The organism is Arthrobacter sp. Hiyo1 (assembly GCF_001263615.2).
Classification (GTDB): Bacteria; Actinomycetota; Actinomycetes; order Actinomycetales; family Micrococcaceae; genus Arthrobacter.
Genome location: NZ_DF952469.1, coordinates 901471 through 905730, shown reverse-complemented (window position 1 = coordinate 905730; position 4260 = coordinate 901471). Strand labels below are relative to the sequence as shown.

The 4260-nt window shown below is 64.5% G+C and carries 7 protein-coding genes and 1 pseudogene; all 8 read left to right on the top strand.

Annotated elements, in window-relative coordinates; all coding sequences use genetic code 11:
• The coding region (locus AHiyo1_RS24600) for a hypothetical protein (protein ID WP_445286191.1) at positions 1-217 on the top strand (217 nt) is incomplete at its 5' end.
• 134 nt (positions 218-351) lie between these two features.
• On the top strand, positions 352-693 hold the full coding sequence (locus AHiyo1_RS08440; protein WP_059388253.1) for a flagellar basal body rod protein FlgB: 342 nt from the start codon (positions 352-354) through the stop codon (positions 691-693).
• Complete coding sequence (locus tag AHiyo1_RS08435) at positions 693-1085, top strand: flagellar basal body rod protein FlgC (RefSeq protein ID WP_059388252.1); 393 nt, start codon at positions 693-695, stop codon at positions 1083-1085. Before AHiyo1_RS08440 ends, AHiyo1_RS08435 begins: the two co-directional genes overlap by 1 nt.
• On the top strand, positions 1085-1426 hold the full coding sequence (fliE, locus tag AHiyo1_RS08430) for a flagellar hook-basal body complex protein FliE (RefSeq protein WP_059388251.1): 342 nt from the start codon (positions 1085-1087) through the stop codon (positions 1424-1426). The genes AHiyo1_RS08435 and fliE overlap by 1 nt, the downstream gene beginning before the upstream one ends.
• Positions 1426-2013, top strand: coding sequence for a flagellar basal-body MS-ring/collar protein FliF (gene fliF, locus AHiyo1_RS27890; protein ID WP_340639300.1), 588 nt, complete (start codon positions 1426-1428; stop codon positions 2011-2013). Before fliE ends, fliF begins: the two co-directional genes overlap by 1 nt.
• Entirely contained in the window at positions 1953-3044 is a 1092-nt protein-coding gene (locus AHiyo1_RS08425; protein ID WP_340639299.1) for a flagellar M-ring protein FliF C-terminal domain-containing protein, read from the top strand. Before fliF ends, AHiyo1_RS08425 begins: the two co-directional genes overlap by 61 nt.
• Positions 3041-4068 (top strand): annotated as a pseudogene (gene fliG / locus AHiyo1_RS08420) (flagellar motor switch protein FliG). The gene AHiyo1_RS08425 and the pseudogene fliG overlap by 4 nt, the downstream one beginning before the upstream one ends.
• Positions 4058-4260, top strand: a 203-nt coding sequence (locus tag AHiyo1_RS24595; RefSeq protein WP_216363153.1) for a hypothetical protein, incomplete at its 3' end; no start/stop codon positions are given. The pseudogene fliG and the gene AHiyo1_RS24595, both read left to right, overlap by 11 nt.

Genomic DNA, 4260 nt, shown 5'->3' with positions numbered 1-4260 from the left:
CGAGCCCGAGGCATGGAATCCGCCCGCCGCGGACGAGGCCGGGCCGCTGCCTGAGGAGCTGGCGGACACAGCACGCCGGATACTGGACGCGCAGTTGGAGTCGATGGCGATGCTCGGCAAGGTCCGCAACGACGCCCTCGCCCACTTGGACGCGCTCAGCACGGTCCCGGACAGCCAAAGTTCCGCGCGCCCGCTGTTCCTGGATGTGCAGGGCTGAAGAGAAAGTATTGAAAACAATCGCTCATCGGCTAACGGATGCCACATGCTTGCCGATGGTGGAAGTTGAGCAGGGATTGCTCGATGCACGGCCACGGATCGGCCTCTTCATACTATTCGCGAAGGTAGGCCGTCGTGTTCGAGTCAGTGACTTCTGTTGCCCTTGGTAGCGCCCTCGACGGGCTCTCATTGCGCCAGCGCACCATCGCCAACAACATCGCCAACGTCAACACACCGAACTACCACGCCAAAAGGGTCCAGTTCGAAGACGCGCTTGCGGCCTCGGTGAGCGCCGGAGACGGGCAGGCCACGGCTTCCGTCACTACGTCCCAGGAACCCACCCAGCTCAACGGCAACAACGTCAACCTGGACACCGAAACCCTCTCGAACGTAGACACCGTCCTGCGCTACCAGTTCGCCTCCCGTGCCATCGGCGAACAATTCACCGCCCTACGCACGGCCCTGAGGACCAGCTGATGACTTTCGACGCGATCGGGATTGCCGGCTCCGCCCTGACTGTCCACCGCAAATGGCTCGATGCAGTCTCGGACAACCTGGCCAACATTAATACCGCCACCCGCACCAGCGGCAAGGCGTTCCAAGCCCGCTACATCGAAGCCGCCGAGGGCAGCGATGGAACCGGCGTGTACGTCAAGAGCACTCCGCAAGGCAGTGCGACCGGCAGGCTCGTGTATCAACCGGACCATCCGCTTGCCGATGCCCAAGGCTATGTCCGTTACCCGGACATCGACCTCGCCGAACAGATGGGTGCCCTGATTGTGGCGCAACGCGGCTACCAGGCCAACGCCCAAGTGGTGGACCGGGCCCGTGAGACGTACCAGGCAGCGCTTGAGATAGGAAAATCCTGATGGCTTTGGACCCGATCGGCGCAATTCAAGGCGGCGGGGGACTTTCCGTGCAGGGCGTCACCGGCACCGGCTACCTGGGCGGCGCCGGCAACGTAACCGGAGTCGCGGGAACTTCGGACGGCAACGGCTTTGCGACGGCGCTGACTGGTGCCGTGGACAACCTCCAGTCACTGCAGTCGACGTCGAACCAGCTGGCCGTGTCCGCGGTAACGGGCAACCTTGACGATATCCACAAGGCGACAATCGCTGCCACCCGCGCCCAGATCACCATGGAGCTTGTCTCCACGGTGCGGAACAAGGGCGTTGACGCGTTCAACGAGATCATGAGGATGCAGGCCTGATGCCTCCACAGATTGCCGCCTTCTTCCGCAAGATGGGCGATGGATTCAAGGGGTTCACGGCAGGGCAGCGCACCATCGCCATCATCGGCATCGCCGTCCTGGTGCTCGGCGGAGTGGCCCTGTCAGCATGGTTGGGCAAGCCGTCTTACTCGCCGTTGTTCTCCGGTTTGAAGGACACGGATGCCAACGGGATCGTGGAGCAGCTGCGCAAGGACAATGTCCCGTACGAGCTCAGCAACGGCGGTTCCACCATCCTCGTCCCCGATGACAAGGTCAACGACGAACGGCTGAAAGCCGCCGCGGCCGGTCTTCCGGCGGCCGCGGCCACCGGCTATTCGCTGCTCGACAAGCTCGGCGTAACCTCGTCCGAATTCCAGCAATCGGTTACCTACAAACGCGCGCTCGAGGGTGAACTCGCCACCACCATCCAGGCCATGGACGGCGTGAAGACAGCCGCCGTGCAGTTGGCCCTTCCGGCCAAAACGGTGTTCGTTGACAAGCTCCGGACGCGACGGCATCCGTGTTCGTGGAAACACAGCCGGGCATCACCCTGTCCGCCGATAAGGTCCAGGCGATCGTGCACTTGACGTCCGCCGCGATCGAAAACCTGAAGCCAACGAACGTGACCGTGGTGGATTCCCAGGGCAACGTCCTCTCCACGGTGGGAGGCGGAGCCACGGGCTCCTCCGCCAAGCAAGCCGCCGACTACCAACAGCGCACCTCCGATTCGGTGAAGGCAGTACTCGATAGGGTCGTGGGACCGGGCAACGCCACCGTCGCCGTCGCGGCCGACGTGACCGCCGAGTCCGCGCAGCAGCGCAGCGAGACGTTCTCCACCGCCAAGGATGCCGCTCCGCTCAGCGAGACCACCAAGACCGAGAAGTACACGGGAACCGGCGGCGGCGCCTCCGGTGTCCTTGGCCCGGACAACATTGCCGTGCCGGGCGGCACCAACGGCAACGGAACGTTCGATTCCAGCGACACCACCAAGAACAACGCCGTCAACAAAGTCACCGAAGACCGCACCATTCCGCAAGGCGCCGTGAAACGCCAGACCATCTCGGTGGCCATCAACCAGTCGGCGGCGGCCGGACTCAACGTCAACTCGGTCAAGGCCCTCGTCACTTCCGCGGCCGGCGTCGATCCCACCCGCGGCGACGTGGTGACAGTCGAAGTGCTGCCCTTCAGTACCTCGGCCGCAGACGCGGCGGCCCAGGCACTGGGCGCGGCCAAATCGCAAGCCGACGCCAAGCAACAGTCGGATTTGATGAACACGCTCATTCTCGCGGGCAGCATCCTGCTGGCAGTCGTAGCGCTGATCGTGCTCGTGCTGATCCTCCTGCGGCGCCGGCAGCACCGCGAACCGGTTGACCTTGGCGAACGCCTTGACTACGAGATGCTGCCTCAAGCGGTCTCGACCCCGGCGCTCGAAGGACCGCCCGCCACCTCGGCGATCGAACTGCCGCCGGTGCATCCGGTCCCGGCGTTGCCGATGCCAGGCGCTGAGGCTCTCGACGGCGAACGGCGGCGGGCACAGATTGAAGCCATGGTTGCCGAGAACCCCGCCCGGACCGCCGATTACCTGCGCGGGCTCATGGATGAAAGGCAGTCCGTATGAGGGCGGGGGAGTTGGACGTAGGCGGCTTGACCGGCGCCCAGAAGGTGGCGGTGGTGCTCATGCAGATGAGCCCTGCGAGCGCAGCGTCCGTCATGACCCAGTTCTCCGAATCCGAGGCCGAGGACATCGCCGCCGAGATCGTACGCTTGCGCCGCGTTTCCTCATCCGTGGCAGACCACGTCATGACGGAATTCCACGACCTTGCGGTCAGCGGACGCCGGACGGCCCGCGGCGGCCAGGAATTCGCCGTCGGGCTCCTGGAAGCGTCCTTCGGTGCGGACAAAGCGGCCGGCTTCATGGACCGTCTCGCCTCCACGATGGCCGGGAAGTCCTTCGAATTCCTGGAAATGATGGATTCCGGCCAGCTACTGGCCCTCATCGACGGCGAGATGCCGCAGACCATCGCCTTGATCCTGGCGCATTTGCGGCCGGGCAAGGCTTCCGCGGTCATGGCCGGCTTGGGCGACGTGCAACGCAGTGAGGTGGCCCGTTGCATAGCACGATGGGATTGGCTTCGCCGGAGGCCGTGGGCATCGTGGCCGAGACGCTCAAGGTTCGTGCCGGAGCCGTCATGTCGCAAAGGAAGTCGAGCGAGATTGTCGGCGGCATCCAGCCACTCGTCGACATCATCAACCGTTCCGACGTCAACACCGAACGTTCCGTGCTGGAAGGCCTGGAAACCCTCGATCCGGAACTGGCCACGGAAGTGCGCGCCCGGATGCTGACCTTCGTGGACATCGTGAAATTGGAACGGCGCGACATCCAGCAGATCCTTCGTGGCGTCAATGCCGAAGTGCTCGCTGTCGCCATGAAGGGTGCCCCTGCCGTGGTTCTCGACGCCGTGCGCACCAACGTGTCCGGCCGCAACCTCGAAATCCTGGAAGCCGAAATGGCTTCCGCCGGGCCGGTGCGCGCCTCCCAGGTTGAAGAAGCCCGGGCAGAGATTGTCCGTTCCATCCGTGAGCTTGAAGCCGAAGGCGCCATCGTGGTCCGGCGCGGCGAGGAAGACGACTATGTCTACTGAGGCTGAATTCCAGAGGGTGGTTTTCCCGGACATCCAACCGGCCGCGAGGTCGCGCAAAGAGGACCGGGGATACACCCAGGGACACGCGGCGGGCTACGCGGCCGGGATCCAGGCTGCGGCCGCGGAACAGCGCCGCCTTCGTGGACAATTCGAGGCCGAACACCGCGCAATGCTCGACGCCGGGCAGCTGGC

Excerpts from the sequence above, each read along its gene's own strand:
- fliF (WP_340639300.1), top strand. The coding sequence starts at position 1,426 with ATGCCTCCACAGATTGCCGCCTTCTTCCGCAAGATGGGCGATGGATTC.
- fliE (WP_059388251.1), top strand. The coding sequence starts at position 1,085 with ATGGCTTTGGACCCGATCGGCGCAATTCAAGGCGGCGGGGGACTTTCC.
- AHiyo1_RS08435 (WP_059388252.1), top strand. The coding sequence starts at position 693 with ATGACTTTCGACGCGATCGGGATTGCCGGCTCCGCCCTGACTGTCCAC.